This is a genomic window from Scytonema sp. UIC 10036, from assembly GCF_009725235.1.
The window spans coordinates 53,937-77,543 of sequence record NZ_WJFC01000041.1; the positions used below are offsets into that span (position 1 = coordinate 53,937).

28 protein-coding genes and 3 pseudogenes are annotated in these 23,607 nt (G+C 42.0%); 12 read left to right on the plus strand and 19 right to left on the minus strand.

Going from position 1 to position 23,607, the window contains the following annotated elements; genetic code table 11:
* Positions 1–14: 14 nt before the first annotated feature.
* The 4 genes from dnaA (at position 15) to F7734_RS63650 (ending at position 3,530) form a co-directional block, all read left to right on the plus strand.
* Entirely contained in the window at positions 15–1,376 is a 1,362-nt protein-coding gene (gene dnaA / locus F7734_RS20395; protein WP_155746406.1) for a chromosomal replication initiator protein DnaA, read from the plus strand.
* A gap of 505 nt (positions 1,377–1,881) precedes the next feature.
* The gene (gene dnaN, locus F7734_RS20400; protein WP_155746387.1) at positions 1,882–3,048 is read left to right on the plus strand and encodes a DNA polymerase III subunit beta; all 1,167 of its coding nucleotides are present in this window, start codon (positions 1,882–1,884) and stop codon (positions 3,046–3,048) included.
* A 232-nt stretch (positions 3,049–3,280) separates the two neighbouring features.
* The gene (locus F7734_RS20405; protein ID WP_243146983.1) at positions 3,281–3,445 is read left to right on the plus strand and encodes a hypothetical protein; all 165 of its coding nucleotides are present in this window, start codon (positions 3,281–3,283) and stop codon (positions 3,443–3,445) included.
* Positions 3,441–3,530, plus strand: coding sequence for a hypothetical protein (locus F7734_RS63650; protein ID WP_347566247.1), 90 nt, complete (start codon positions 3,441–3,443; stop codon positions 3,528–3,530). The genes F7734_RS20405 and F7734_RS63650 overlap by 5 nt, the downstream gene beginning before the upstream one ends.
* 321 nt (positions 3,531–3,851) lie before the next feature.
* Here the strand turns inward: F7734_RS63650 and F7734_RS20410 are convergent, their stop codons facing one another.
* Positions 3,852–4,439, minus strand: a complete 588-nt coding sequence (locus F7734_RS20410) for a carotenoid oxygenase family protein (protein ID WP_155746388.1) — start codon at positions 4,437–4,439, stop codon at positions 3,852–3,854.
* Between the two features lie 253 nt (positions 4,440–4,692).
* Positions 4,693–4,932, minus strand: a complete 240-nt coding sequence (locus F7734_RS20415; protein ID WP_166482023.1) for a helix-turn-helix transcriptional regulator — start codon at positions 4,930–4,932, stop codon at positions 4,693–4,695.
* Between the two features lie 124 nt (positions 4,933–5,056).
* On the opposite strand from F7734_RS20415, the gene F7734_RS20420 reads away from it, so the two are divergent.
* Positions 5,057–5,407 carry a DUF5674 family protein gene (locus F7734_RS20420; RefSeq protein ID WP_166482024.1) on the plus strand — a complete coding sequence of 117 codons (351 nt, stop codon included), beginning with the start codon at positions 5,057–5,059 and terminating at the stop codon, positions 5,405–5,407.
* Positions 5,388–5,747 (plus strand): hypothetical protein, encoded by a 360-nt coding sequence (locus F7734_RS20425; RefSeq protein WP_155746390.1) that lies wholly within the window; start codon positions 5,388–5,390, stop codon positions 5,745–5,747. The genes F7734_RS20420 and F7734_RS20425 overlap by 20 nt, the downstream gene beginning before the upstream one ends.
* A gap of 263 nt (positions 5,748–6,010) precedes the next feature.
* Here F7734_RS20425 and F7734_RS20430 read toward each other — a convergent pair.
* The 3 genes and pseudogenes from F7734_RS20430 to F7734_RS20440 form a co-directional block, all read right to left on the minus strand.
* Positions 6,011–6,514, minus strand: a pseudogene (locus F7734_RS20430) (Rpn family recombination-promoting nuclease/putative transposase); the annotation flags it as partial.
* A 613-nt stretch (positions 6,515–7,127) separates the two neighbouring features.
* A complete protein-coding gene (locus F7734_RS20435) occupies positions 7,128–8,480 on the minus strand; it encodes an aminotransferase class I/II-fold pyridoxal phosphate-dependent enzyme (RefSeq protein WP_155746391.1) in 1,353 nt (450 codons plus the stop codon).
* A 394-nt stretch (positions 8,481–8,874) separates the two neighbouring features.
* The gene (locus F7734_RS20440; protein WP_166482025.1) at positions 8,875–10,152 is read right to left on the minus strand and encodes an MFS transporter; all 1,278 of its coding nucleotides are present in this window, start codon (positions 10,150–10,152) and stop codon (positions 8,875–8,877) included.
* A gap of 101 nt (positions 10,153–10,253) precedes the next feature.
* On the opposite strand from F7734_RS20440, the pseudogene F7734_RS20445 reads away from it, so the two are divergent.
* A pseudogene (locus F7734_RS20445) lies at positions 10,254–10,430 on the plus strand (Uma2 family endonuclease); the annotation flags it as partial.
* A 26-nt stretch (positions 10,431–10,456) separates the two neighbouring features.
* Here F7734_RS20445 and F7734_RS20450 read toward each other — a convergent pair.
* The 5 genes and pseudogenes from F7734_RS20450 to F7734_RS20465 form a co-directional block, all read right to left on the minus strand.
* Positions 10,457–10,681 (minus strand): type II toxin-antitoxin system VapC family toxin, encoded by a 225-nt coding sequence (locus F7734_RS20450; RefSeq protein WP_243146984.1) that lies wholly within the window; start codon positions 10,679–10,681, stop codon positions 10,457–10,459.
* A 3-nt stretch (positions 10,682–10,684) separates the two neighbouring features.
* The gene (locus tag F7734_RS20455; RefSeq protein WP_155746392.1) at positions 10,685–10,948 is read right to left on the minus strand and encodes a hypothetical protein; all 264 of its coding nucleotides are present in this window, start codon (positions 10,946–10,948) and stop codon (positions 10,685–10,687) included.
* A 94-nt stretch (positions 10,949–11,042) separates the two neighbouring features.
* Positions 11,043–11,162, minus strand: a pseudogene (locus F7734_RS63655) (Uma2 family endonuclease); the annotation flags it as partial.
* Positions 11,135–11,338: a Uma2 family endonuclease gene (locus F7734_RS20460; protein ID WP_347566246.1), complete on the minus strand. Its 204-nt coding sequence runs from the start codon at positions 11,336–11,338 to the stop codon at positions 11,135–11,137. The pseudogene F7734_RS63655 and the gene F7734_RS20460, both read right to left, overlap by 28 nt.
* A gap of 51 nt (positions 11,339–11,389) precedes the next feature.
* Entirely contained in the window at positions 11,390–12,214 is an 825-nt protein-coding gene (locus F7734_RS20465; protein ID WP_155746393.1) for a Uma2 family endonuclease, read from the minus strand.
* A gap of 162 nt (positions 12,215–12,376) precedes the next feature.
* Between F7734_RS20465 and F7734_RS20470 the strand changes: the two genes are divergently transcribed.
* On the plus strand, positions 12,377–12,691 hold the full coding sequence (locus F7734_RS20470; RefSeq protein ID WP_207714153.1) for a hypothetical protein: 315 nt from the start codon (positions 12,377–12,379) through the stop codon (positions 12,689–12,691).
* Here F7734_RS20470 and F7734_RS20475 read toward each other — a convergent pair.
* Together F7734_RS20475 and F7734_RS65425 are read right to left on the minus strand one after the other, a co-directional pair.
* Positions 12,644–13,363: a Uma2 family endonuclease gene (locus tag F7734_RS20475; protein ID WP_155746394.1), complete on the minus strand. Its 720-nt coding sequence runs from the start codon at positions 13,361–13,363 to the stop codon at positions 12,644–12,646. The two genes, F7734_RS20470 and F7734_RS20475, sit on opposite strands and share 48 nt — an antisense overlap.
* Positions 13,364–13,485: 122 nt before the next feature.
* Complete coding sequence (locus F7734_RS65425; RefSeq protein ID WP_279239744.1) at positions 13,486–13,617, minus strand: hypothetical protein; 132 nt, start codon at positions 13,615–13,617, stop codon at positions 13,486–13,488.
* A 467-nt stretch (positions 13,618–14,084) separates the two neighbouring features.
* Between F7734_RS65425 and F7734_RS20485 the strand changes: the two genes are divergently transcribed.
* Complete coding sequence (locus F7734_RS20485; RefSeq protein ID WP_155746395.1) at positions 14,085–14,711, plus strand: hypothetical protein; 627 nt, start codon at positions 14,085–14,087, stop codon at positions 14,709–14,711.
* Positions 14,712–14,825: 114 nt separating this feature from the next.
* Here F7734_RS20485 and F7734_RS20490 read toward each other — a convergent pair whose 3' ends face one another.
* From F7734_RS20490 to F7734_RS20520, 7 genes are all read right to left on the minus strand, one after another.
* A complete protein-coding gene (locus F7734_RS20490) occupies positions 14,826–15,197 on the minus strand; it encodes a clan AA aspartic protease (RefSeq protein WP_155746396.1) in 372 nt (123 codons plus the stop codon).
* Positions 15,194–15,433, minus strand: coding sequence for a hypothetical protein (locus F7734_RS20495; RefSeq protein ID WP_243146985.1), 240 nt, complete (start codon positions 15,431–15,433; stop codon positions 15,194–15,196). The genes F7734_RS20490 and F7734_RS20495 overlap by 4 nt, the downstream gene beginning before the upstream one ends.
* 374 nt (positions 15,434–15,807) lie before the next feature.
* Positions 15,808–16,632, minus strand: a complete 825-nt coding sequence (locus F7734_RS20500) for a Uma2 family endonuclease (protein ID WP_155746393.1) — start codon at positions 16,630–16,632, stop codon at positions 15,808–15,810.
* A gap of 122 nt (positions 16,633–16,754) precedes the next feature.
* Positions 16,755–16,886 carry a hypothetical protein gene (locus F7734_RS65430; protein WP_279239744.1) on the minus strand — a complete coding sequence of 44 codons (132 nt, stop codon included), beginning with the start codon at positions 16,884–16,886 and terminating at the stop codon, positions 16,755–16,757.
* A gap of 390 nt (positions 16,887–17,276) precedes the next feature.
* Positions 17,277–18,101, minus strand: a complete 825-nt coding sequence (locus F7734_RS20510) for a Uma2 family endonuclease (protein ID WP_155746393.1) — start codon at positions 18,099–18,101, stop codon at positions 17,277–17,279.
* Between the two features lie 122 nt (positions 18,102–18,223).
* Positions 18,224–18,355 (minus strand): hypothetical protein, encoded by a 132-nt coding sequence (locus F7734_RS65435; RefSeq protein WP_279239744.1) that lies wholly within the window; start codon positions 18,353–18,355, stop codon positions 18,224–18,226.
* A 390-nt stretch (positions 18,356–18,745) separates the two neighbouring features.
* On the minus strand, positions 18,746–19,570 hold the full coding sequence (locus tag F7734_RS20520; protein WP_155746393.1) for a Uma2 family endonuclease: 825 nt from the start codon (positions 19,568–19,570) through the stop codon (positions 18,746–18,748).
* 163 nt (positions 19,571–19,733) lie between these two features.
* Between F7734_RS20520 and F7734_RS20525 the strand changes: the two genes are divergently transcribed.
* The 3 genes from F7734_RS20525 to topA all read left to right on the plus strand — a co-directional run bounded on the left by F7734_RS20525 (position 19,734) and on the right by topA (position 22,829).
* Positions 19,734–20,153: a hypothetical protein gene (locus tag F7734_RS20525; protein WP_155746397.1), complete on the plus strand. Its 420-nt coding sequence runs from the start codon at positions 19,734–19,736 to the stop codon at positions 20,151–20,153.
* 3 nt (positions 20,154–20,156) lie between these two features.
* Entirely contained in the window at positions 20,157–20,576 is a 420-nt protein-coding gene (locus F7734_RS20530; protein WP_155746398.1) for an HNH endonuclease signature motif containing protein, read from the plus strand.
* An 87-nt stretch (positions 20,577–20,663) separates the two neighbouring features.
* Positions 20,664–22,829 carry a type I DNA topoisomerase gene (gene topA, locus F7734_RS20535; RefSeq protein ID WP_155746399.1) on the plus strand — a complete coding sequence of 722 codons (2,166 nt, stop codon included), beginning with the start codon at positions 20,664–20,666 and terminating at the stop codon, positions 22,827–22,829.
* Positions 22,830–23,607: the final 778 nt, after the last annotated feature.

The window sequence follows — 23,607 nt, forward strand, 5'->3', positions numbered from 1 at the left end:
ATTGGTGGTAAATGATGGAAATGCCCATAGACAGTCTGTGGAATCAGGTACTGGAACGCTTGCAAATAGAGCTATCCCGTCCCACGTTTGAAACCTGGATTAAAACTGCCAGTGCAGAGCAATTTGAAAATAATTGCTTGGTGATTCGCACTCCCAACCCATTTGCTCGCAATTGGTTACAAAAATATTACATAAAAACCATTGCTAATGTAGTACAAGATATTCTAGGTTATCGCGTAGATATATATATAACGGTTGGTCAAGGGGAAGAAGTTCCCAATTTTGAAGACACGGAGGGTTCTTGGGAAATACCAACTCAAGCTCCAAAGTCAGAAACAGTCACCAGACGAACCAAAACAGCAGAATTAAATCCAAAGTACGTCTTTTCGCGATTTGTTGTTGGTGCTAACAATCGGATGGCGCATGCGGCTTCCCTTGCGGTTGCTGAATCTCCGGGGAGAGAATTTAACCCCTTATTTTTATGTGGAGGGGTAGGCTTGGGGAAAACGCACCTCATGCAAGCGATCGGACACTATCGATTGGAGATTCATCCCGATTCCAGCATATTTTATGTATCTACGGAACAATTTACAAACGATCTCATCACTGCTATCCGTAAAGATAGTATGCAAAGTTTTCGCGAGCATTATCGTGCTGCGGATGTGCTTTTAGTGGATGACATTCAGTTTATTGAAGGGAAAGAGTATACCCAAGAAGAGTTTTTCCACACCTTTAATACTTTACATGAAGCAGGCAAACAAGTTGTCTTGGCATCCGATCGCCCTCCCAACCAAATTCCTCGCTTGCAAGAACGGTTGTGTTCCCGATTCTCCATGGGATTGATAGCTGACATTCAACCTCCTGACTTAGAAACGCGGATGGCGATTTTACAAAAAAAAGCTGAATATGAAAATATTCGCCTCCCAAGAGATGTTATTGAATATATTGCCTCACACTATACTTCTAACATTCGAGAATTAGAAGGAGCATTAATTCGTGCATTGGCGTATATTTCTATTTGGGGCTTGCCCATGACAGTAGAAAGTATTACTCCCGTTTTAGAGCCACCAACTGAGAAGGTAGAATCGACACCAGATATTATCTTATCAGTTATTGCGGATACTTTTGATGTATCAATAGAAGACTTGAAAGGAAATTCCCGACGGCGAGAAATTAGCTGGGCGCGTCAGATTGGGATGTATCTCATGCGCCAACATACCGATTTGAGTTTGCCGAGAATAGGAGAAGAGTTTGGCGGTAAAGATCATACAACAGTCATGTATAGCTGTGAAAAAATTACTCAACTTAAGGAAACCGACCAAAATTTGGTGCAAACTCTACGTCAATTGAGCGATCGCTTGCGTGGTTCAAAATGAAAATTCCGGTAGATAAATTTTTGTAAATCACGCAAAGTCGCAAAGTCGCAAAACTTTTCTTGGCGACTTTGCGACTTTGCGTGAGATATTAAATGTTAAGTAAAGTATAAAAATTCTTTAAGCTAATATTAGCTTGTGGAAAGTTTATTATTTTTTGTGGAAAACTAACACGAAATCTGTGGAAAACTTCACACCTTCGGTGGAAAACTTCATTTTAAGTATAACTACCCTGTGGAAAAACCCCCCATCTTTTCCACAAGTTATCCACAGCCTATCTTTCACAAACAAACATTTGAGGTAAGTTTTCCACATTTTCCACAGGAAACACGACAACTGCTTAATAGCTCTATCTTTAGTAGTACTTTCATAGTCGTATTTCCTTTTATGTAACGCTTTCTGAATCCAAGCATCCAAAATCTAAAATGTTAGACTTTTTGCTTTCTCCCACTCCTCACATTTGCAACAAGGGTGTTACCATATCCAACACACTTGCATTCTTTCGACCATGAAACTAGTTTGTACCCAAAGCGATCTCAGTACTAACCTCTCACTCACAAATCGCGCTGTACCTTCCCGTCCGACTCATCCGGTACTGGCTAACGTGCTTCTACAAGCAGATGCGGAAACCAACCAAGTTAGCCTCACAGCTTTTGACCTCAATTTGGGTATCCGTACCAGTTTCAAAGCTGAGGTATTGCAGGGGGGAGCAATTGCAATTCCTGCTAAGTTGTTGAATGATATTACTGCTCGTCTTCCAGAAGGAGAAATCACTTTAGAAGAAGAGTCAGCTGCTAAAGGAGATAACATCAGTGGCGAAGGCTTAATTGTATCCCTAACGCCAAAAAGCGGGCGTTATGAAGTACGAGCAATGGGAGCAGAAGATTTTCCAGAACTACCTGCGATCGAAAATGACACATCGATTCAGATTACTGCTAGTGCATTAATTGACGGATTGAAGGGTTCTTTGTTTGCAACAAGTAGTGATGAAACCAAACAAGTACTCACCGGAGTTCATCTCACAGTTCAACAAGACTCCCTCGAATTTGCTGCTACCGACGGACATCGTTTAGCTGTAGTACAAACTACAAATGACAGTACGGAGACAAGTAGTGAAACCAACCTTGAGGTAACACTACCAGCTAGAGCTTTGCGAGAACTCGAACGGATGCTAGCTCATAGTGCTTCGTCCGATGAAGCGATCGTTATGTCGCTGGATCAAGGACAGGTTATTTTTGAATGGCAAAATCAACGGTTGACTAGCCGGACTTTGGAAGGACAGTATCCATCTTACCGTCAGCTGATTCCCCGACAATTTGAGCGCGAGCTAACTTTAGATAGAAAACAATTTCTGAGTACTTTAGAGCGAATTGCGGTGTTGGCAGACCAGAAGAATAATATAGTTAAAGTTAGTATAGACAGTGAAGCGCAAGAAATCACTTTATCTTGTGAAGCGCAAGATGTGGGGAGTGGTAGAGAGTCCTTACCAGCACAGATATTGGGAGAGGAAATAGACATTGCTTTTAATATTAAGTATCTGATGGAAGGTTTAAAAGCATTGCCTTCTACGGAAATTCAAATGCAACTGAACTCAAATCTGACTCCAGTGATTTTTACACCTATCAGTGGTGTGAAGATGACTTATTTAGCTATGCCAGTTCAGATTAGGAATTAAGTATAACAATCCTATTTGATTTATAAAATATATGTAGTAGTAGGGTGGGCATTGCCCACCAAGTCTATTGTGTGGCATAGCCCTCCTACCTACAGTACCTAAGATTGTTTATAAATGATATAGGATTGCTATAGTGGGGAAGTGTTAATTACAGGATATTCAGCCACGGTTTAATTCTTGTTGCAAGTCATCAAAGTTATTTAGCAACACTAGAGGAAAAGTGAGATTGAATATGGGTAAAACTTTGAGAGAAAAAATCAAGCAATTACCATTGGAGCAACAAAAAGAGATTAAAGAGCGTTCAGCCGAACTGATAGCAGAGGAAATGATACGACAACAACGTAAGACTTGCACTCAAACTTACTCAAGAGCAGCTCGCAGAACGACTTCAAATTGATCGAGGGAATGTTTCTCGACTAGAACAACGTACTGATTTAATGCTCTCAACTTTACAAAAATACGTTTTTAGAGGTCATTTATAAAGTCAATCTTAAATCGCAAATATCAGATATTACGTAGGTTGGGTTGAGGAACGAAACCCAACATTGAATCGAATTGTTAGATTTCGTCGCTCAATCCCACCCACGATGTCTTAATGTTTACTTTATAAATGAGATCTTAAAGAGGATTAATGTATCTACTAGGTTATAAGTTATTTTTATCTGCTTCTCTTAAAGATTTTAGAGGTCATTTATAAAGGAAATCTTAAATGGCTAAATGTATTGTGTAGAAAGAAACCCAACATATAATGAAATTGTTGGGTTTCGTTCCTCAACCCAACCTACAGTGTCTTAATGTTTACTTTATAAATCATCTCTTAGTAGTTCATCTTCAGGAGTTTGCTGAATAAAATGTGGGTAAACTACATCATCAAAAATTTTTTGGAGCTTTGCACTTCCTTTTCGCACTAAAACATCACAATCTAATTTTAAAGAATCTTCTCTTCTTTTTTTTCTGTCAGTAGTTTCTGAATTATGAGATTTTTTAATTTCTGGTAACCAAGTCGAATGAATGGTCAATCTTAAGTGAAGGTTTTGATGACTCAGACGATATATAGGTTTACCATTAAAATCATTGGCATCAAATATCCAAAACTCACCCTTGGGCTTATCATCAGATAAAACAACGCAAATAATATATCCATGTGTTGATTTATCTTTTCCTTCTGGGAGAGGTTGAGAACTTGGTATGAATTGCGGGGAACAAGCTAAATAACCATTTGGAAAATGAAAAGATTCAACAATCTTCATGAACTCTGTATCTAAACGTAGCAATGTGGAGGGTTTGTTCTGAGTTGGTAATTTTTCATGTGGTATTGTTCGATAATTACTTTCTTTATAAGCATCGTAAATACGCTCAGGTATGAGTTCCCAAGAAAATCCCCATGACATCCAGTAAATATTTTTTATTTTTGTCTCTGTTTCACTCTGACGATCGCGACATAATTCGCGGTGAGTATAGACAGATAACGACCATGTACAATCGCGATCGCTTCTTCAACTGTCATTGATTTTGGTAGCAGCACTCTGTTTACTACTGTATCTTCACATCATTAACTTTATTTACGTAAATTTACTAAGAAGAGCCGACTTTTTCCGACCTTTTGCGCTTACAGAAAGAAAAGTTTATTGGCTGGTACATGATTTAATCATCGAAGCATACGCCTAAATCAACATTCAAAGCTTTTTCTACTTTGCGAATTACTTCTTCTGTTGCTGATGCCCTCATATCCTCTGCCTCTAACTGATACCAGTAGGAACGACTTAACCCGCATTCACGACAGATTTGAGTCAGTGGACGCCCGTCAAGCTCCCTTGCAAGTCGTATTTTTTCTCCTAGACCTGGAAATTCCCTAACGTACTCTACAACTCGCTTAATTTTCACACTTGCTCGCAACCAAATCTCCAATTTCCATTTTAATGTAACCTGTCCACAGACGCTTGAAAAATGTATGCAGACAGTTGACAATAAAAATGATAAAATTTAAGCTATTATACGGGGCAAGGAGTTGATACTTATAATTAAGGAGCGAGCAACTTTTGAACAAGTTGAGCAAATGCTGCAAACCTTAAGGATTTATATAAAGGTGGCGGTAGATATTGAACGCGGTATTTTGGTTGGAGGAGGTCGGCAACACGCGGATTGCGAAGCGGAACTGCTTCTTGATGGAAGTCGGCAACAAGATATTTGGGGTGCTGATTGGACTCCGTTTAACCAATCAATAGATTATGAATCAATTATTAATATTCGACCCAGCAAAAATAATCGTTCGATGATTATTCAAGACCCAGATATTCGAGAGCGAGTTAAACAAATTACTCAAGATTTGATAGGTGGTTATGAAATCAAATACAAGTGAAGAACAAATATATTTTCAACGCGACAATATTTCCTTGCGCTTAGGACACATAGCTTCAAATCTGGCACGTTTGAGGACGTTTTGCCACAATAATTATGAGAAAGGGGTATTAGGTATAATCGCCCAGACAAAAGATTTTATCGAATGGACGGCAGCAGAAATTGAGCCAGAACTTGCCGAGGAATTAGTCAATATTCAAGTTCAACTAGCATTGTGGGAGAGAACTTGGGACAATATTTGGTCAAACGATAAAAAACGTGGAGAACTAGCTATAACAGCAGAAACATACTCTGAACGTGTATTAGATATGTCAGGTTTGTTGTTAGAACCAACAACGTAGTTTAGGTCAACACAGTTCGATAAGTCTTTGTACTGTCAAGAAAATTTAGATGTCTATTGCAACGCCTCTACTTTCGCTATTTATTGTTACAAATGATTTTCAAAGGGCTGTCATGTATTCTGACAGTCCAATGCTGACGTAACTATTCAAGTCACCCCAGAACATCGTGGAACATTTTTCAGCAATCTTACAGGCGATGGATCTGCGGGACGCGACCAGATTGCCTATTCTTTACCCGTTCAAAACGGTGGGCTATTTACGTTTAATTGTACTCGCTCAATCAATCGACGCGCTTGCTCTGCCATCTCTTGTTCCGATGCAATTGTCAACTGCATCAAGTTGATACCGACTGGTTGCTGGTTTGGCTAGCCTAACTCGTCTAGATAAACTCGCTCCACTTGGTCGCTGTTAAGAAACATTCGATGAGTTTTTTGATCTTTTGGTTCCAAAGAGCGTGATGGAAAAATGACTACACAAAACCAATCGTCATACTCTGACCGATTTCGGTTGAGGAACATCATTGACTCAGTAAAAAATCGATGGTAAAGACCTTCATCTTTTTGAAATTGGACTTCTGCAAAAAACACAATTTTAGATTTTGCACCCACAGGAGGTAAAAACACTCCATCAATGCGAAACGCAGTTTCTTTGACTTCAACCGACTCAAATCGATAATTCTGTGCTGCTTCAGGAGGGTCATTAACTAGTTCAAAAAGTAATCCAGGCGAGCGCTTAAAAATTTGGTAGTAAATGGAATCGCGTTTCATCAAAATTTCCTTAAGGTGCTCGTGTCTGTTCTTGACACACTCTTCAAACTGATAGTCTACCAGATAAAGCAAGTCTAGTTAAAATGACATTGAATTATAGCCCTATATAACTAAAGCATTTGCTTCAAAAAAATAAAAATATCTGAATTTTGCAGACTGTTTTTTCCTAGGAAATTTTTGCAGAACATAAAAACAGAGTAGCGATAAAACTTCAAATCAGCTACGCTGTTGTTGTTTATAGCGGGTTTCAATTGGGTACGATACATAAAAAAGTTACGTAACCGCAGATGGACGCGGATGGACGCGGATAAAACTGTACTTCGTTCAAGTGAAAACTGCTATATTTACAGCGGTTTTCATTTATTGAGACTACACTCTTAATTCTTTTGCGCCTTTGCGCCTTTGCGTGAGATAAAAAAGATGTGGTTCATTTACCTGAAAGAAGAAAATTTGTAAACGGCAATTGTGGTGCTATATGGATAGTACAAGAAATTTGGTGATGGGTTCACAACTTGAAAAAACCTGGGAAATACAACTAGCAGTCTCTTCGATCTCGCTATATTGCATCGTTTAAAATAGGATTTCATTGTTTGTATTGAGAAATTTTATAGATTTAGTGAAGTACTTTTGTCGTTACTGCATCAAGCCTCTGCCAAATTTGGTCTATCCAATCTAGATGTTCGGGTTTCATCAAGCAAGAGCGCAAACAGGTAATATTTTCCCGATCCCAATTGATTTTTTCCTCAGTTTCTAAGAATAACTCTTTTGGTAAATTCGCTATAGCTAAGTGAAGATTTTCCCGTGCTGCTGCTTCAAAAATCTCCTTTGCGAGTTGTGAAGATTTACTTGCACTCTGAGATTTTACAGCCCAAACAACGATATCTAGTTGCGGTGGAAAAGGCACTATAAACCGCGAATCATTTTGCAGCTTTTCAAAAAGAGTCAGTGCTGCTTTTCTTGACTGACTCAAAGAAGCAGCAAACTGACCGCCCCGAATTAGAGGTAACAACCGTTGAGTTGCCCACAGTGCTACTGCCGATGAACCCGATCTTGAACATTCCAGGCTAATTTCACCTAAATGTAGTTCCTCAGAACTAAAATAGGTGTAGGGCGAATCATGTTTATAAAGCGTCCCAACAGAGGGATCTTTGAAGAGAATGCAGCCACAACCGTAAGGTTGGAGTCCGTGTTTGTGGGGATCGACAACAATGGAATCAACGCGATCGAGACAGTCAAAAGCGGCTCTGGTTTCCGCATCCAGATTATCTACTAAGGTGAAGTAACCTCCGTAGGCGGTATCTGCATGAATGCGGAATCCATATTCAGCCTGTAGTTGGAGAATCTCAGGTAGCGGATCGATAGAACCAGTTGCCGTTGTCCCGATAGTGACAACCACCGTTCCAATATCATCTTCTTGTAAAAGTTTTTTCAGGGCTGCTACATCCATGCGGGCGCGACTGTCACAGGAAACGGATTGGAAGGGAAGGCGGAGCACTCCACAAATTCTTGAATGGGTGTAGTGTGCTTGATGAGAAGCGACAACTTTTTTGTTGGGTTGTAAATTTCCTGCAACCCACAATCCCTCTAAATTTGCCATCGTCCCGCCACTGCACAGATGCCCTAAATGACTTTCCCAACCGAACATTTTGGCAATTTCTGCAACTGCTTCCCTCTCCATTGCCGAACTTGCTCGTCCGCCATCAAGAGCGTGATTGTTGGGATTGATCCAAAGGGATAGGGTGTAAGCAAGACGGGCAATTTCCGTGGGAGGTTTGAGCATTTGCCCAGCATAGAGGGGATGGGGATAGGGAAAATTATCTTGCATCCGCTCTGCAACTTCCAAAAGGACTGGTAAGAGAGCATCTAGGTTAGGAGAGCGATCGCATTTTGGTAAATTGTGAAAACCTTCTTCTAGTCGTGCTAGTGCTTCTTGAAGTAATCTCAAACTTTCTTTTTCTAGTATCATTTGTTGGCATTGTGTAGTGAATTTTATACAAAGACGAGCGGCATTTAGGTTCCAGTGTTTGGATAAATACTTATACTACGTTTGTAGTTTTGATGCAAGTGTTCGCCGCCCTTGCGTGCCGCAGGCATAGACAGCGCAACTACAAACTAATTAATTTACAGGTCATCGCCATAAGATGAACGAATTTCTTCTCCTCTTTCTTCGTGTCCTTTGCGACGCCAGGTGCTTCAAGCCGGGGAACCCGTCCAGCGCACTGGCTCGTCTTTGTGGTTCATTTAATTAAGTAATCTATTAAGCGCGATAGGAGTTAAAAATTTTTTAAAACCGCAGAGGCGCAGAGGGCGCAGAGGGAGTGTTGGAGAAATAATTTTGAGACAAACGGATGATAGATAGCTCAGCCAACAGGGGCAAACTTCTTCAGTCTGAGAATATGCAGCATGAATAAACCGACAAAGCAGCTGATAGCGGTTGCGATCCACAAGCCATGAGCGATCGCTGGGGAACGATCCATTGCCCAACCTCCTACTATCGGTCCAACGAAATAGCCAATTGACCAACATTGATAGCCGATCGCAAGATAAACTGCTCGCAATGATTTTGGTGCCAACTCAGCTATGAGTGCTGGCGCAAATGGTTTATAAATAGTACTTGCAATGGACAATACAGAGAAGGAAGCGATTGTTCCAGCAAGTATAATTGACGGCATCAGGTGGGTTGCCGAGACCAAAACGAATCCAGCAACCCATAGTAACATGGAAATGCTAAGAACTCGAACATTTAACAGGGAATTCAACATTTGTACTAATGGTAACTGTAACACTGAACCAATACCTACGTAGCACCAAGTAAACAGATTGGTAACACTCAACAATGACGAGCCTGCATCTGAAGTTGTTTGTGAAATCTCAGTTAAAACAAAGTTGGTAAAATATAGCGGTAATGTAGTGCTAACTAAAGCAATATAAGTTGTAAAAAGAACGTTGACTAACATAAAGACTTGCAGGGAGCTATCTTTTAATGCCAAGCTAAATCCTTGTAGCGGATCGGAATGTTCGTTCGCCTCTTGATGGGAGTCCGCGATCGCAACTAGAACTGTTACCAAAAACACCACGAGAACTAGCCCTGCGATGAGAAAGAGCGTTTGCGGTTGCGTGACTGAGGAAAGTATGATTCCACCACTCAAGATTCCCAACCCACTACCAAGACTATCTGCAAGTACTAAAATAGCAAATGCTTTTTGGTGTTCTTTTGGAGGAGTGACATCAATCACTGCTGCATCGGCGGCTGTCCAATAACATCCAGCACTCAACCCCATGAGCAAATTTGTAACAATCAGCATTGATAAGTTGGGCAGGAATGTTAATGCGATCGCTGCTAGAATCGACAGCAAAGCCGAAAATAAAAGCGTTCGTTTGCGACCATAATAGGGAGAATCAGCTAAATAACCTCCCAAAAAATGCCCCACCACTCCAGCCAACGCGCCACAACCTATGGCAATTCCCACCACCGTTGCCGAGAAATTCAACTGATTGACAAAAATTAGTGGGATAAAGAATTGGATAGTCCCATATCCAGCCTGATAGAGAAATCGAGCACTTGCTTGCGCCCAAACTTGATAACTTGATGGTTGGAGCAAAAAGGGTTTGGGATTGGCAATAGTTTGATTTTCCACGGATACCTCATGAGATACGAGTGTAGCTATGTAGGATCAAAATAGACCTACAACTGTGAAGCAGAGTTAATTAGCAACTTAAAGCTTGAGGATTCAAACCCATGGTAATACAAGCTGACGAGACAAAAAACTATACTAGCGAAGAATATTTAGAATTAGAGATTAACTCAGAACAACGTCATGAATACATTAACGGTGAAATTATTCCTATGACTGGTGAAACATCAAATCATAATCAAATTGCAGGTAACTTTTATGCAGCGCTAAATTTGGCTCTCTAAAGACAAGGCGTTTTTACGTTGCGTTACCAGTCAGAGCGCAAATTGCATAGTGTAGTAGCATCGCTAGAACTGAGACTTCCACCTCGAGTTCTTCGTGAAATAGCCGCAACGATTTCAACACCTGTAATAGCTCCAATAAATATCTCGTTGTTCAGTATGGGATTAAATAACCCTAAAACCCAAGTAGAACCAGTCTCATTTACATAGCGTTTGACAAGAGCACTACTATCAATAAAGTAAACTGCCATTTACTAACGCCTTTCCTCAATGATTGTCTCAGAAAGGAATTTTCCCTGTATTTTTATTAATTTTTGTTCTGTTTGTTGACGGTAATTCGGCTGCTTAATTTGTTTTACTAGACCAGAATCTAGCAATGCTTGGTGAAAAGTGGTAGACTTAGGTGTCGGCGATTTAGTCACCAGTTGCTGCTGAACTGCTTGCTTAAGTTCCTGCAGTTCTTGCAGTTCAAGTTCTTGAAGTTGATTGAGAATTTCGTTAAGAATTGCCTGAGCCATCAGCTTTTTTTGTAAGAGAGTAAACTTGTTGTTTATTATTATAATATCGCTTGCTAAGGAAAGATACGATCTGGTTCTCTCTTCAATCAGCAACTCATATAAGGCTGTTAACCCAAGTACGGAAAGCTCGAATAGCTGCTATTTCCCCATTCTTTCTAGCCGCTTCAATAAATTGAGGAATTTCTTTCACTGAGACAGGTGCAAAAGTAGGGCTTCCAATACAAGCTTGGCAAATTGAAGCGCTAAAAAAAGTGAAATTCTGGAGTTTAGAGGGCTTTCGGGAGGTATTTCAACTAATTCTCCACCCACAAATTCATACTTCTTATCTGTTCCATCGTCATAGCGTAGGTACTCCTCAAAAGTCATGGATGTTTTGCAGGTTTGAGTCATAGCGATCGCCTCAAGAAAACAATGATGGTAGAACAACCTGACAAATTGGAATTACAAATTCTCTGGATCTACTCCCAACTCTCGCAACTTAGCTGCTAAACGTTCAGCCCGTTGGCGTTCCGCTTCAGCTTGTTGGCGTTCCGCTTCAGCCCGTTGGCGTTCCGCTTCAGCCCGTTGGCGTTCTGCTTCAGCTTGTTGGCGTTCCGCTTCAGCCCGTTGGCGTTCTGCTTCTTCGGGTAACAAGATAAGGTTTCCTTGTTTATCGTAAAATCGCAACCAAACGGCTGTTTCGCGATCGATAGTTCCTTCCCAAGTTCCCAGCCATAATCCCAGCATTTCGCACCACAGCCATCCTTTTTCATTTGCTCCTAACGGCTGATACTTCTGTTTATTATCCAAAGCCCACCCTTGGAAAGAACTAGGGTTAAAAGGGTCAAACACATAGTAATTTGGTGTTTTAAACACTCTTTCGTAAAGTTGTTTTTTCTCTCCCTTATCAATTTCTGCGGTGCTTTGTGAGAGCAATTCGACAATGACATCAGGATAGCGTCCTCCTTCATCCCACACCACCCATCCTTGTCGAGAGATGCTCCCGTCTACATCTAAAACCACGAAGAAATCTGGTCCTCGGAAATCTCGATTCTTTGCTTGAGTGCTACTGTAGTAAACAAACATATTACCCCCCGCAAAATAATCATTGCGGTTTGCCAATGCAATCAACATTGACCGAATCAGGGCATTCATTGCAATCCGGTGGCGATTTGTCTCCAAGGGTACACCATCATCAAATATTAAATCGGTGGGCGGCATTGGGGGTTCCCAATCCACAACTGATGGTGTCTGGGGTGTTGATTCTAACTTGATTTCTAGCGTCATATCACCGACTCCCTAGATATATAGTACATCAGTTCCTAATGTTTTTAACATGAAGTGTTAGCCTTGGCAATACTGATATCAAAGCGGCGTTGCCAACCAACATATAAAATTTTAACAAGTGTACTATTCAAGATATAGACAATAAGCTAGCTCCTCCAACCAATGACAATGCAAAAAGTCACGCTTGAACTGCAAAGAGTGGAAATGCAAGCAGAACTTTTACAAATGCAAACCAAGGATAATACAGAGTTACTCTCAATCGCCCAAAGTCAAATTGTTGTGGAGCAACGACAACGTCATGTAGAACTATTAGAGAAAAATCAAAATGGCGAACTAACTCCTTCTGAACGCCAAGAACTGAGTCAGTTAAGGATAGCCGCAGATCGCTTTAGAAAAACGATGATGGTAGAACAACCTGACAAATTGGAATCACAAATTCTCTGGATCTACTCCCAACTCTCGCAACTTAGCTGCTAAACGTTCAGCCCGTTGGCGTTCTGCTTCTTCGGGTAACAAGATAAGGTTTCCTTGTTTATCGTAAAATCGCAACCAAATGGCTGTTTCGCGATCGATAGTTCCTTCCCAAGTTCCCAGCCATAATCCCAGCATTTCGCACCACAGCCATCCTTTTTCATTTGCTCCTAACGGCTGATACTTCTGTTTATTATCCAAAGCCCACCCTTGGAAAGAACTAGGGTTAAAAGGGTCAAACACATAGTAATTTGGTGTTTTAAACACTCTTTCGTAAAGTTGTTTTTTCTCTCCCTTATCAATTTCTGCGGTGCTTTGTGAGAGCAATTCGACAATGACATCAGGATAGCGTCCTCCTTCATCCCACACCACCCATCCTTGTCGAGAGATGCTCCCGTCTACATCTAAAACCACGAAGAAATCTGGTCCTCGGAAATCTCGATTCTTTGCTTGAGTGCTACTGTAGTAAACAAACATATTACCCCCCGCAAAATAATCATTGCGGTTTGCCAATGCAATCAACATTGACCGAATCAGGGCATTCATTGCAATCCGGTGGCGATTTGTCTCCAAGGGTACACCATCATCAAATATTAAATCGGTGGGCGGCATTGGGGGTTCCCAATCCACAACTGATGGTGTCTGGGGTGTTGATTCTAACTTGATTTCTAGCGTCATATCACCGACTCCCTAGATATATAGTACATCAGTTCCTAATGTTTTTAACATGAAGTGTTAGCCTTGGCAATACTGATATCAAAGCGGCGTTGCCAACTAATATATACAATTTTAACAAGTGACTATTTGTGGATCGTACCGTTTGTCAAGCTCCAAGATCCAAAGCGGTAAACAGCACGATGTTCAATTCGGATTACCCAAGGTTGAGCATCCGGATACCGCTCATAAAGCCGATCTGTTGCAGCGATTCTCATTGCCACGCCCTTGCAAACTCTTCTTTACTGTAGCGTGGTTGTCGAATTGCCATAGGCTTGACTTTGTTTCAACTGTACCCTTTTATTTTAACCAGGGCGTTCGACACAAATGTACTATAAAAGTCAATCATTAGACATCTCCGATAAAGATGTAAGGGCGCAATGCAAGAGCGCCCCTACTAAGACTTTCAGGTCATGCATAATTAATTTCTGGAGATGTCTATTTATTCTTGACTATAGCTCACGAAGGTGAAAATTACTGTAAACAGCTTCCATGTATGCGCTGTCGTATACACATAATATTTGCACTCGCTATTCTACTTTCTCTGTTTCACAATGAGATGCAGGAGGATTTATGGAAACAGTCCCAAGAGCGCATACAAGATCTAAAATGTTTAATGGAAAAATGAATTGAAGAACTATATGGTTGACTATGACTAGAAGCCTTGCGATAAGCCGGGTACGGCTTGCGCTTCGCGATCGCAGAAGATATCACAACCTTTGGACAAGTTCAGGAGAAATTGGGCTTAACACTGACTGAGGATAGCCAGTTTTTTACAGAATGGATGACCGAGCAACCTGTATTGAGCGAACAAGAGCAGTTAAGGTTAGAACAGGTACGACAAAACTATCTCTACCAGATTTCTGAAGGAATTCTTCTAGAAGAAACTGTAAAAATGGTGGTGCTTTCGCCGTTGCTTGAGTTAGCAGGTTTTTATCAAGCACCTTATAAATTTAAAACAGAAGTATCTGTTAAGATTGAAGCCCTAGGCGATAACGATGAAATTTTAAGCGGACGGATCGATGCGCTGGTGTTGCAAGGTAAATTATGGATTGTTCTAGTTGAGGCAAAAAAAACGACTTTTGATTTAGAGGTTGCACTTCCCCAAACATTAGCTTACATGGCGACTTATCCTGAAACCGCACAACCTCTGTATGGTATGGTTACAAACGGAAGCAGTTATTTATTTGTGAAAACTTTGGGAAATCAATACGGTATTTCTGACTTATTTGCAACTCGTTCTCAATATCGGAATAATCTCTCTGAAGTTTTGAGAATCCTCAAGCATTTAGGAAGAATTGTTGCTTCCTGACAAAACTTTAAACAAATGTACTCTAAAAATAGAAACAACAAGCTCTCTTGCTACCAATGACAACACAAACAGTCAAGGTTCTAAAGCTTACGGTTTCAAAGTATCGTCAGTAATTTACCTCAACGCTTTGATAATCACGCTGCCACCTTCAACTGTTTCAATCTCAAGCTTAAACCCATACAGCAAACTCATTCCCACAAGTGGATCGGCTTCTGAGGCTGCTACGTCTACAACTCGAGGCTGACTATCCCAAATAACGATCGCACGATACATTTCAAAAATCGCTTCGCTGCCATCGCCCAAAGTTGCAACATCTCGGAATATCCAAGGTAAGCCCAGAGACTCGATCGTTGTGCTTGGAAGGGACAGAAAGCCTGTAAAACCTGTGTCAATCACTGCTTCAATTGTCTGCTTTGGAGCATCGGCACGACTAACTGCAACCCGAATCACTGCTTCACAACTCTGATTAACGAAACCGTGCATCATACCGTTTGTTTCAAGCTGCGAGATCCAAAGCGGTAAACGGCGCGATGTCCAATTCGGATTACCCAAGGTTGAGCATCCGGATACCGCTCATAAAGCCGATCTGTTGCAGCGATCGTATTGTCTGCAACTTCAAAGGCTCCGCTTTCGATATCAATCGCCACAATCTTGCCATGATTGCCTTCCTCGACTTGTTGACGCACTTGAGACTGATAAATCTCATTGCCACGCCCTTGCAAACTCTTCTTTACTGTAGCGTGGTTGTCGAACTGCCATAGGCTTGACTTTGTTTCAACTGTACCCTTTTATTTTAACCAGGGCGTTCGACACAAATGTACTATAAAAGTCAATCATTAGACATCTCCAATAAAGATGTAAGGGCGCAATGCAAGAGCGCCCCTACTAAGACTTTCAGGTTATGCATAATTAACCCTCTTTTGTCATTCTAGAGAGAGAATAATTGAAGCGAATAGAATTCGCGGCTATACAAACAAAGTCCGCCTTCGCGGACTAACGTAAAAACGGGGTTTCAAATTTTCTTTGACGAAAGTGATAAAACAGGGTTAATTTCTGGAGATGTCTAATGATGGTAGAACAACCTGACAAATTGGAATTACAAATTCTCTGGATCTACTCCCAACTCTCGTAACTTAGCTGCTAAACGTTCAGCCCGTTGGCGTTCCGCTTCAGCTTGTTGGCGTTCCGCTTCAGCCCGTTGGCGTTCCGCTTCAGCCCGTTGGCGTTCTGCTTCAGCTTGTTGGCGTTCCGCTTCAGCCCGTTGGCGTTCTGCTTCTTCGGGTAACAAGATAAGGTTTCCTTGTTTATCGTAAAATCGCAACCAAACGGCTGTTTCGCGATCGATAGTTCCTTCCCAAGTTCCCAGCCATAATCCCAGCATTTCGCACCACAGCCATCCTTTTTCATTTGCTCCTAACGGCTGATACTTCTGTTTATTATCCAAAGCCCACCCTTGGAAAGAACTAGGGTTAAAAGGGTCAAACACATAGTAATTTGGTGTTTTAAACACTCTTTCGTAAAGTTGTTTTTTCTCTCCCTTATCAATTTCTGCGGTGCTTTGTGAGAGCAATTCGACAATGACATCAGGATAGCGTCCTCCTTCATCCCACACCACCCATCCTTGTCGAGAGATGCTCCCGTCTACATCTAAAACCACGAAGAAATCTGGTCCTCGGAAATCTCGATTCTTTGCTTGAGTGCTACTGTAGTAAACAAACATATTACCCCCCGCAAAATAATCATTGCGGTTTGCCAATGCAATCAACATTGACCGAATCAGGGCATTCATTGCAATCCGGTGGCGATTTGTCTCCAAGGGTACACCATCATCAAATATTAAATCGGTGGGCGGCATTGGGGGTTCCCAATCCACAACTGATGGTGTCTGGGGTGTTGATTCTAACTTGATTTCTAGCGTCATATCACCGACTCCCTAGATATATAGTACATCAGTTCCTAATGTTTTTAACATGAAGTGTTAGCCTTGGCAATACTGATATCAAAGCGGCGTTGCCAACTAATATATACAATTTTAACAAGTGACTATTTGTGGATCGTACCGTTTGTCAAGCTCCAAGATCCAAAGCGGTAAACAGCACGATGTTCAATTCGGATTACCCAAGGTTGAGCATCCGGATACCGCTCATAAAGCCGATCTGTTGCAGCGATTCTCATTGCCACGCCCTTGCAAACTCTTCTTTACTGTAGCGTGGTTGTCGAATTGCCATAGGCTTGACTTTGTTTCAACTGTACCCTTTTATTTTAACCAGGGCGTTCGACACAAATGTACTATAAAAGTCAATCATTAGACATCTCCAATAAAGATGTAAGGGCGCAATGCAAGAGCGCCCCTACTAAGACTTTCAGGTTATGCATAATTAACCCTCTTTTGTCATTCTAGAGAGAGAATAATTGAAGCGAATAGAATTCGCGGCTATACAAACAAAGTCCGCCTTCGCGGACTAACGTAAAAACGGGGTTTCAAATTTTCTTTGACGAAAGTGATAAAACAGGGTTAATTTCTGGAGATGTCTAATGATGGTAGAACAACCTGACAAATTGGAATTACAAATTCTCTGGATCTACTCCCAACTCTCGTAACTTAGCTGCTAAACGTTCAGCCCGTTGGCGTTCCGCTTCAGCTTGTTGGCGTTCCGCTTCAGCCCGTTGGCGTTCCGCTTCAGCCCGTTGGCGTTCTGCTTCAGCTTGTTGGCGTTCCGCTTCAGCCCGTTGGCGTTCTGCTTCTTCGGGTAACAAGATAAGGTTTCCTTGTTTATCGTAAAATCGCAACCAAACGGCTGTTTCGCGATCGATAGTTCCTTCCCAAGTTCCCAGCCATAATCCCAGCATTTCGCACCACAGCCATCCTTTTTCATTTGCTCCTAACGGCTGATACTTCTGTTTATTATCCAAAGCCCACCCTTGGAAAGAACTAGGGTTAAAAGGGTCAAACACATAGTAATTTGGTGTTTTAAACACTCTTTCGTAAAGTTGTTTTTTCTCTCCCTTATCAATTTCTGCGGTGCTTTGTGAGAGCAATTCGACAATGACATCAGGATAGCGTCCTCCTTCATCCCACACCACCCATCCTTGTCGAGAGATGCTCCCGTCTACATCTAAAACCACGAAGAAATCTGGTCCTCGGAAATCTCGATTCTTTGCTTGAGTGCTACTGTAGTAAACAAACATATTACCCCCCGCAAAATAATCATTGCGGTTTGCCAATGCAATCAACATTGACCGAATCAGGGCATTCATTGCAATCCGGTGGCGATTTGTCTCCAAGGGTACACCATCATCAAATATTAAATCGGTGGGCGGCATTGGGGGTTCCCAATCCACAACTGATGGTGTCTGGGGTGTTGATTCTAACTTGATTTCTAGCGTCATATCACCGACTCCCTAGATATATAGTACATCAGTTCCTAATGTTTTTAACATGAAGTGTTAGCCTTGGCAATACTGATATCAAAGCGGCGTTGCCAACTAATATATACAATTTTAACAAGTGACTATTTGTGGATCGTACCGTTTGTCAAGCTCCAAGATCCAAAGCGGTAAACAGCACGATGTTCAATTCGGATTACCCAAGGTTGAGCATCCGGATACCGCTCATAAAGCCGATCTGTTGCAGCGATTCTCATTGCCACGCCCTTGCAAACTCTTCTTTACTGTAGCGTGGTTGTCGAATTGCCATAGGCTTGACTTTGTTTCAACTGTACCCTTTTATTTTAACCAGGGCGTTCGACACAAATGTACTATAAAAGTCAATCATTAGACATCTCCAATAAAGATGTAAGGGCGCAATGCAAGAGCGCCCCTACTAAGACTTTCAGGTTATGCATAATTAACCCTCTTTTGTCATTCTAGAGAGAGAATAATTGAAGCGAATAGAATTCGCGGCTATACAAACAAAGTCCGCCTTCGCGGACTAACGTAAAAACGGGGTTTCAAATTTTCTTTGACGAAAGTGATAAAACAGGGTTAATTTCTGGAGATGTCTAATGATGGTAGAACAACCTGACAAATTGGAATTACAAATTCTCTGGATCTACTCCCAACTCTCGTAACTTAGCTGCTAAACGTTCAGCCCGTTGGCGTTCCGCTTCAGCTTGTTGGCGTTCCGCTTCAGCCCGTTGGCGTTCCGCTTCAGCCCGTTGGCGTTCTGCTTCAGCTTGTTGGCGTTCCGCTTCAGCCCGTTGGCGTTCTGCTTCTTCGGGTAACAAGATAAGGTTTCCTTGTTTATCGTAAAATCGCAACCAAACGGCTGTTTCGCGATCGATAGTTCCTTCCCAAGTTCCCAGCCATAATCCCAGCATTTCGCACCACAGCCATCCTTTTTCATTTGCTCCTAACGGCTGATACTTCTGTTTATTATCCAAAGCCCACCCTTGGAAAGAACTAGGGTTAAAAGGGTCAAACACATAGTAATTTGGTGTTTTAAACACTCTTTCGTAAAGTTGTTTTTTCTCTCCCTTATCAATTTCTGCGGTGCTTTGTGAGAGCAATTCGACAATGACATCAGGATAGCGTCCTCCTTCATCCCACACCACCCATCCTTGTCGAGAGATGCTCCCGTCTACATCTAAAACCACGAAGAAATCTGGTCCTCGGAAATCTCGATTCTTTGCTTGAGTGCTACTGTAGTAAACAAACATATTACCCCCCGCAAAATAATCATTGCGGTTTGCCAATGCAATCAACATTGACCGAATCAGGGCATTCATTGCAATCCGGTGGCGATTTGTCTCCAAGGGTACACCATCATCAAATATTAAATCGGTGGGCGGCATTGGGGGTTCCCAATCCACAACTGATGGTGTCTGGGGTGTTGATTCTAACTTGATTTCTAGCGTCATATCACCGACTCCCTAGATATATAGTACATCAGTTCCTAATGTTTTTAACATGAAGTGTTAGCCTTGGCAATACTGATATCAAAGCGGCGTTGCCAACCAACATATAAAATTTTAACAAGTGTACTATTAAAAGATATAGACAACAAGCTAACTCCTCCAACCAATGACAATGCAAAAAGTCACGCTTGAACTCCCCGAACCAGTTTTTCAGCAATTGGCTCGTATCGCCCTAGCAACCCAGCAACCACTAGAAATACTAGCCGCTCAAAGTATTGTCAGTAATTTACCTCCCACACCTGACAATGCTCCAGTGGAGATGCAAGCAGAACTTTTACAGATGCAAATCAAAGATAATACAGAATTACTCTCAATTGCCCAAAGTCAAATTGTTGAGGAGCAACAACAACGCCATGTAGAATTATTAGAGAAAAATCAAAATGGAGAACTAACTCCTTCTGAACGCCAAGAACTGAGTGAGTTAAGGATAGCCGCAGATCGCTTGATGTTACAAAAAGCTTATGCTTGGTCAATTCTCCGTTGGCGAGGACATAAATTACCAAACTTGAATGAATTACCCGAATAACTTATGTCCATCCCTGAAAAAATTCGTTCCGAGGTTTTGGCAAGAGCTAATTATAGATGTGAATATTGTCAAACCAACTCTCGTTTGATTGGTATGCCTTTGGTGATGGAGCATATTCTTCCCAAAACTGCTGGTGGCAAAGATGAGGGTGAAAATTTAGCAGCTTCTTGTTATCGTTGTAACGAATTTAAAGGAACAAAAACTCATGCCACAGACCCACAAACTGGTCAGTTAGCTCCATTATTTAACCCGCGACAACAATCTTGGCGCGAACATTTTACTTGGGTTAACGGTGGAACTCATGTTGCAGGTCTAACACCAACAGGGAGAGCAACTGTAATTGCTTTGCGGTTAAACAATGAGTATATCACTGAGGCAAGAGCGTTGTGGATAGAGAGTAACTGGCATCCACCTACTAGCTAACAGTGCATGATACTTTCCAACTCAAAACAAGTGTACTATAAAAAACATAGTAGCCCTCTGTTGGATAATATCAAAAGGTAAGATGCCATGGCTAAACGCCTTCTAGTGGTCGAATCCCCTGGTAAAGTTAAAAAACTCAGTCAAATTCTGGGAAGCGATTGGATTGTGCGTGCTAGTTGCGGTCACATTCGCGAACTCAGCAATGAGGGTGAGGATTCTTTGGGATTTGTAATGGAAGGTAGCACTGTAGAATGTCGTTATATACCTCGCGACCAACAAGCACGGGAAACGATTCAACAGCTAAAGGCGGCTGTCAAGCAGGTTCAGGAAGTTGTCCTAGCAACAGATCCAGATCGGGAGGGAGAAACTATTGCTTGGCATCTCAAAGAAGCTTTGGGTCTCAAAAACCCAAAACGGGTGGTTTATACGGAGATTACGGAGTCTGCGGTTAAGGCTGCCATTGCCAATCCTAGAAACCTTGACGTAAACTTGGTAGGGGCGGGATTGTGCCGAGATTGTCTTGATAAGTTAGTCGGTTACAAGGGTAGCCCGTTGGTTTGGGCTTTGAATAATGGAGCAAAAAGTGTTGGGCGAGTCCAAAGCGCAACTCTACATTTGATTTGTCAGCGTGAAAGGGAAATTCAGTCTTTTGTTCCTCAAGATTATTGGAGTGTTTGGGTAGATTATGTTGAGGGATTCCGGGCTTTTTATAAAGGGAACGTTGGCGAACGCACGGAGTCTTCTTCAAACGAACCGGAAGCCCATGACGATGCAGCAAGTAACACCAAAGAAGCCCCAGAGTCTACTCGCGTTCTTTCCGAAGCAGAAGCAGATCGTTTGGTAGAAGAGGCGCGGCGTCATCCCCACCAAGTCATCAAATTTGAAGGGAAGATTGCCAACCGCCAACCACCGCCACCCTTTATCACCTCTACTCTACAGCAAGCGGCGGGTTCAAGGTTGCGATTTGCTCCAGACAGAACCATGATACTAGCTCAAAAGTTGTATGAGGCGGGGTTAATTACTTATATGCGGACAGACTCAGTGATGCTTAGCCCTGAATTCTGCGCCGATGCTCGAAAATGGTTGGAGGAAAACGACCCCCAGAATGTACCGCCAAAAACGGCTAGACATCGGAGTAACAAAACTGCTCAGGAAGCTCATGAAGCAATCCGTCCCACTAACGTGTTTCGTCCATCATCCGAGTTGCGAGTAGAACTGCCTGCAGATGAGTTTAACCTGTACGTGATGATTTGGAAACGAGCCATGGCATCCCAATGTCGTCCCGCCCAACTGCGGAAAACACTGATACTTACCCAATCTGGTGAAATCTTATGGCAAGCCAGAGGACAAGTTGTTGAATTTCTGGGTTATGCTCGATATTGGTCAAATCTCAGTAAAGATACACTGTTACCAACCCTGCAAGAAGGACAGATACTAACTTTAGAGAATGCAGGACACGAGAAAAAACAAACGCAACCACCACCACGCTACAGCGAACCAAAATTAGTCCAACTGATGGAACGCAAAGGAATCGGTCGTCCAAGTACCTATTCTCCCACCATTGCCACCCTAAAGAAACGGGATTACGTACAGTTAACAAAAGAGAGCCTACAACCAACCAGCTTGGGTTTGGAAGTAGACGCTTTTTTATTAAAAGCATTACCCGATTTACTACAAACAGAATTTACTGCCAAGATGGAAGATGCTCTAGATGCGATCGCTTCAGGAAAACAACCATGGCAGAACTACCTGACAAATTGGAATCAGAATTACTTTGCACCAGCACTGGTAAAAGCAAAAACTGTAGCTGTGAGTTCATCAAATGGAGTCAAAGCGCCTACTGTAGATAAAGGCAAATTTGAGACTTCCAGAACACGTTGTCCTCAGTGCAAGAATTACTTAGCCAAAATTAAGAGCAGTAAAGTTAAAAAGAAATACTTTCTGAAATGTGTGAGCGGGTGTGAAGATGTCGTTCTTTTTTGGAGTGAATACAGCAAAACCTGGGAAGCGCCACGCGCAAAAGCAGCCACAACAGAAAACCCTCAAAAGCCCCCAGCCCAGATAACAGAATATCCCTGTCCGGTATGTCAGAAACCTTTAGAGGAGTATAACTATATAAAAGAAGGGCAAAATAAGAAAATGCTGCGCTGTTCTGACCCCAAATCCCGAAATGACCAAAAACATAAAGATGTGGCTTATTTTACTACACAAAAAGGTTGGTGGAGTCCTAAATTTGGGGAATTGAAGTGTTAGCGCTAGCACGCAACTATAAACAAGCGTGTCAGTGTTTTTCCGAACACTAGCTCATATCACGTCCGCTTATATACCCTAAATAAAACTCACGCAAAGACGAGGCAGCGCGTTGCTCTGGTTCCCAGAGTTGAAGCGCCTGCCGTCGCAAAGGCGCTAAGAATTTAAGGATAAAGTTTTGGTATTCTTTTATAGTAAGTACATATTTCTGATACTAAAAACACAAATTCAAGGTAGGTTGGGTTGAGGAACGAAACCCAACATTTATCTCCATTTGTTGGGTTTCTACAATTTCTCTCAGCCCTTGCAGTATTGCCATCTATTCTTTCTCCATTATGCCACTTCCGTTTGAGAAACAAGAGTTTTAGCTGGCATTGCAGTAGGAAGCATATTGCCGCGATCGCTAATTGCTTCACTATCAAAGATGAGTTCTTGAGTCAGTAGAATTGAGTTTCCAGCGTCTAGGGAGATACTACCACCAGCACCCCTACCATAAGCAACATCACTAAAAATACCACTACCTACAAAAGAAATAGAATCCTTTGCTTTCGTGAAATACTTAGAGGATGTTTGAAAAGTGGTTAGCTGTCATTTTAATCACATGATTACCCCCCTTAGTCCACGCCACTTGCTACAAGTCGGGAAACCCGCGATGGCGCAGTGGCTCCCCCTTATAAAGGGGGGAAATAAGAGAAATTGAGTTCCCTCACGCCACGTGCTTCAAGTCGGCAAAGCCGCGATGGCGCAGTGGCTCCCCTTTATAAGGGGAGGGTTAGGGTGG